The organism is Streptomyces mayteni (assembly GCF_054783955.1).
Genome location: NZ_BAAGPR010000233.1, coordinates 1 through 3,762, shown reverse-complemented (window position 1 = coordinate 3,762; position 3,762 = coordinate 1). Strand labels below are relative to the sequence as shown.

Below are 3,762 nucleotides of genomic sequence, written 5' to 3'. Positions count from 1 at the left end.
GCCCGGCCGACCGCGCGGCCGCCGCCGGCGCCGCCGCCCGCATCCACCAGGCGGCCCGGCGCTCCGCGGTGACCGGGGCGCTGCCGCGCCGGGCCTTCGACGCCCTCTTCCCGTGGTCCGGCGGCTGGGCCAGGGCCGTGCTCGACCACGGCGTGCTGCGGCCGGCCGGCGCCGAATACCGCTTCGCCGACGAGGAGTTCGCCGACTGGCTGCACGGCCGCCACCTCGACCTGGCCGCCGCCCTCGCGGCCGCGGCCCGCGGCGAGCTGCCCAGGCACCGGGCCGGCGCCGTGGGGCACGCCCTGCTGCACCGGTGCGCGCGGCATGGCCCCGAGGCCCTGCGGGGCCTGCTGCCGCTGCCGGCGGCCGACGCCACGGGGGAGCGGGCGTGGTGGGCGGCCCGGCTGAGCCATCAGACGCTGGCCGCGCTGCCCGACGCGCACCCGCTGCTGCCCGAACTCCGGGCGCTCGCCGACCGGATCGGGTCCCATGCCGTCCAGGCCGAGCCGTTCACCCCGGACTTCTGGCGCGCGCTGGCGATCGACCCCCACCACCGGATCGACCTCCTCCGCCGCCTGCTGCCAGCCGACCGGCCCCCGCACCCGGGCGGCGGACCCCGCTACCTCACCGCGGCGAGCGAACTGCTGGCCGCCGAGCCGACGACGCTGCCGCTGCTCCGCCACTGGCTGGACGACGACCGGCCGCTCCGCGCGACACCCGACGCCGCGCCGCCCCGCGACCTCACCGTCGCCTCGGCCGCCCAGGCGCTGCTGTACGCCCACCGCCGGCTGGCCCTCGACGAGATCGTCGACGCCCTGGCCGACGCCGAGCATCCAGGCGCGGACGAGGTGCTCGCCGACCTCGTCCACGACGAGCCGGCCGCGCTCTGCCGCGCGGCGGAGCGCTGGGCACAGGACGACCGCCGGGAGCGGCGGGCCGACGCCGTCGCGTACGGGCTGCGCACCGCCGGGCGCTCGCCCCGCGCGCTCACCGACGCCGACCGGGCCCTGCTGCGCTACGCGGCCCGGGCGCTGCTCGACCGGCCAGAGGACATCACGCTGCACCCCAGCGCCTGCGCGCTGCTCGTCCAGGCCTGGGGGCGGCCGCCGGACGGCACAGGGGAGGGCGGCGCAGGGGAGGGCGGCGCGGCCCTGGACGGCGGGTGCGCCGGCGGTCTTGGCAAGGCGGGCGTCTCCCGCCCGGAGGGGGCCCGGTACCGTGGACCGGCAGGCCCACGTGGATAGCGGGAAAGCGCGAGGAGCGATAAACGGTGGAGCGCTGGCGTGACATGGCGGACATCCCCGGCGACTGGGGACGCGGCGTCGTCACCATCGGCTCGTACGACGGTGTGCACCGCGGGCACCAGCTGATCATCGGCCGGGCGGTGGCGCGGGCCAGGGAGCTCGGCGTGCCGGCCGTGGTCGTCACGTTCGACCCGCACCCCAAGGAGGTCACCAGGCCTGGCAGCCATCCGCCGTTGCTCGCCCCGCACCCGCGGCGCGCCGAGCTGCTGGCCGAGCTGGGGGTCGACGCGGTGCTCGTGCTGCCGTTCACCAAGGAGTTCTCCAAGCTGGCACCGGCCGAGTTCGTGGTGAAGGTGCTGGTGGAGAAGCTGCACGCGCGGACCGTGGTGGAGGGGCCCAACTTCCGCTTCGGACACCGCGCGGCCGGCACCGTGGCCACGCTGCGGGAGCTCGGCGAGACCTACGGCTTCGAGGTGGAGGTGGTCGACCTGTTCGAGCGGGGCGACGCCGGCGCGGAACCGTTCTCGTCGTCGCTGGCCAGGCGGTTGATCGCGGAGGGCGACGTGGCCGCCGCGCGCGAGGTGCTCGGCCGGCCGCACCGGGTGGAGGGCCCCGTGGTGCACGGGGCGGGGCGGGGGCGCGAGTTGGGCGTGCACACCGCCAACCTGGACGTGGTGCCGCACTCGGCGGTCCCGGCCGACGGCGTCTACGCGGGCTGGCTGGTCGTCGAGGGGGAGCGGATGCCCGCGGCCATCTCGGTCGGCACCAACCCGCAGTTCGACGGCACGGAGCGCACGGTCGAGGCGCACGTGCTCGACCGGACCGACCTGGACCTCTACGACCGGTGGGTCGGCATCGACTTCCTGGCCAGGCTGCGCGACCAGCGGGTCTTCGACTCGATCGACGGGCTCCTCGAGGCGATCGAGGACGACCGGCGCCGCGCGCGCGAGTTGACCGCCGGCGGCTGACCGGCCCGGCGCGGGCCGGCCAGCCGCGGGGTCACTGGCCCTGGGGCGGCTGGGCCGGCCAGGCGCCTGGCTGCTGTGGGAAGCCGTAGCCGAACCCGGGCTGCCCCGGCTGCTGTTGCGGGCCGGGGCCCGGCTGGGCCGGGTGCCCCTGCTGCGGATACTGCTGCGGGTGGGGCTGTTGGTACTGCTGGTGCTGCTGGGGCGGCGCCTGTTGGGGCTGCTGGCCCTGCTGCGGGTAGCCGTAGGCCTGCGGTTGCTGCTGCGCCTGGCCCGGCATCGGCGGCGCCACCTGGGGAGGCATCCCGCCGTCCGGCGTCCAGAGGCCCTGCTCCTGCTGCACCCGGGCGAAGTCCTCCGCGACCAGCGCGGCCAACTCGAAGTACGCCTGCCGGGTCTTCGGCCGCATCAGGTCGAGCTCCACCTCGGCGCCGGCGGCCAGGTGCTCGTCGAACGGCGCCACGATCACCCCGCGGCAGCGGGTCTGGAAGTGGGCCACGATGTCCTCGACCTTGACCATCCGGCCCGTCTCCCTGACCCCCGAGATCACGGTGATGCTGCGCTGCACCAACTCGCCGTAGCCGTGCGCGCTCAGCCAGTCCAGCGTGGTGCTCGCGCTGCTCGCCCCGTCCACCGAGGGGGTGGAGACGATGATCAGCTGGTGCGCGAGGTCGAGCACGCCGCGCATCGCGCTGTAGAGCAGACCGGTGCCCGAGTCGGTGAGGATGATCGGGTACTGCCTGGCCAGCACGTCGATGACGCGCCGGTAGTCCTCGTCGTTGAACGTGGTGGAGACGGCCGGGTCCACGTCGTTGGCCAGGATCTCCAGTCCCGAGGCCGCCTGCGAGGTGAACCGGCGGATGTCCATGTAGCTGTGCAGGTAGGGGATCGCGCCGACCAGGTCGCGGATGGTGGCGCCCGTCTCCCGGCGCACCCGGCGGCCGAGCGTGCCGGCGTCCGGGTTGGCGTCGATGGCGATCACCTTGTCCTGGCGCTCGCTGGCCAGCGTGGCGCCGAGGGCGGTGGTGGTGGTCGTCTTGCCCACGCCGCCCTTGAGGCTGATCACCGCGATCCGGTAGCCGGAGAGCACCGGGGTGCGGATGACGGCGAGCTTGCGCTGCCGCTCCTCCTCGGCCGCGCGGCCGCCGATCCGGAAGCGGGAGGCGGGCTTGCTGACCGGCTGGGAGCGCGGCTTGTTGCGCCGCTTGTCGTGCAACAGGCGGTCGGACGACAGCTCGACCGAGGCCGTGTAGCCCAGGGCGCCGGGCTGCGGCTGGGCGTTGTACTGCTGCGGGTCGGGCCAGCCGGCGCCGGCTCTCGGGTCCTGCGGCTGCGCGGGCGCGGCGGGGCCGACCGGCCCAGGCTGCTGGCCGACGGGCGCGGGCTGCGATTGGTCCGGCTGGGGCCAGTGCGGCGCGGCGGGGGCGCTGGCTGCCGGCGGTGCGGCCGGCGTGCCCGGCGTCGGGCCCTGCACGGGCTGTGGGAACCCGTAGCTGCCAGGTGCCTCGGGCCGGGGCAAGGCCGGTGGCTGGGGCTGTTGTTGCTGCGCAGGC

General features: G+C 76.1%; 2 protein-coding genes and 1 pseudogene. 2 read left to right on the top strand and 1 reads right to left on the bottom strand.

The window, feature by feature from the left end:
• A pseudogene (locus ACYVPE_RS39485) lies at positions 1-1,244 on the top strand (hypothetical protein); the annotation flags it as partial.
• Positions 1,245-1,270: 26 nt separating this feature from the next.
• Positions 1,271-2,212, top strand: coding sequence for a bifunctional riboflavin kinase/FAD synthetase (locus ACYVPE_RS39480; protein WP_461038677.1), 942 nt, complete (start codon positions 1,271-1,273; stop codon positions 2,210-2,212).
• Positions 2,213-2,243: 31 nt separating this feature from the next.
• Here the strand turns inward: ACYVPE_RS39480 and ACYVPE_RS39475 are convergent.
• The coding region (locus ACYVPE_RS39475) for a MinD/ParA family ATP-binding protein (protein WP_461038676.1) at positions 2,244-3,762 on the bottom strand (1,519 nt) is incomplete at its 5' end.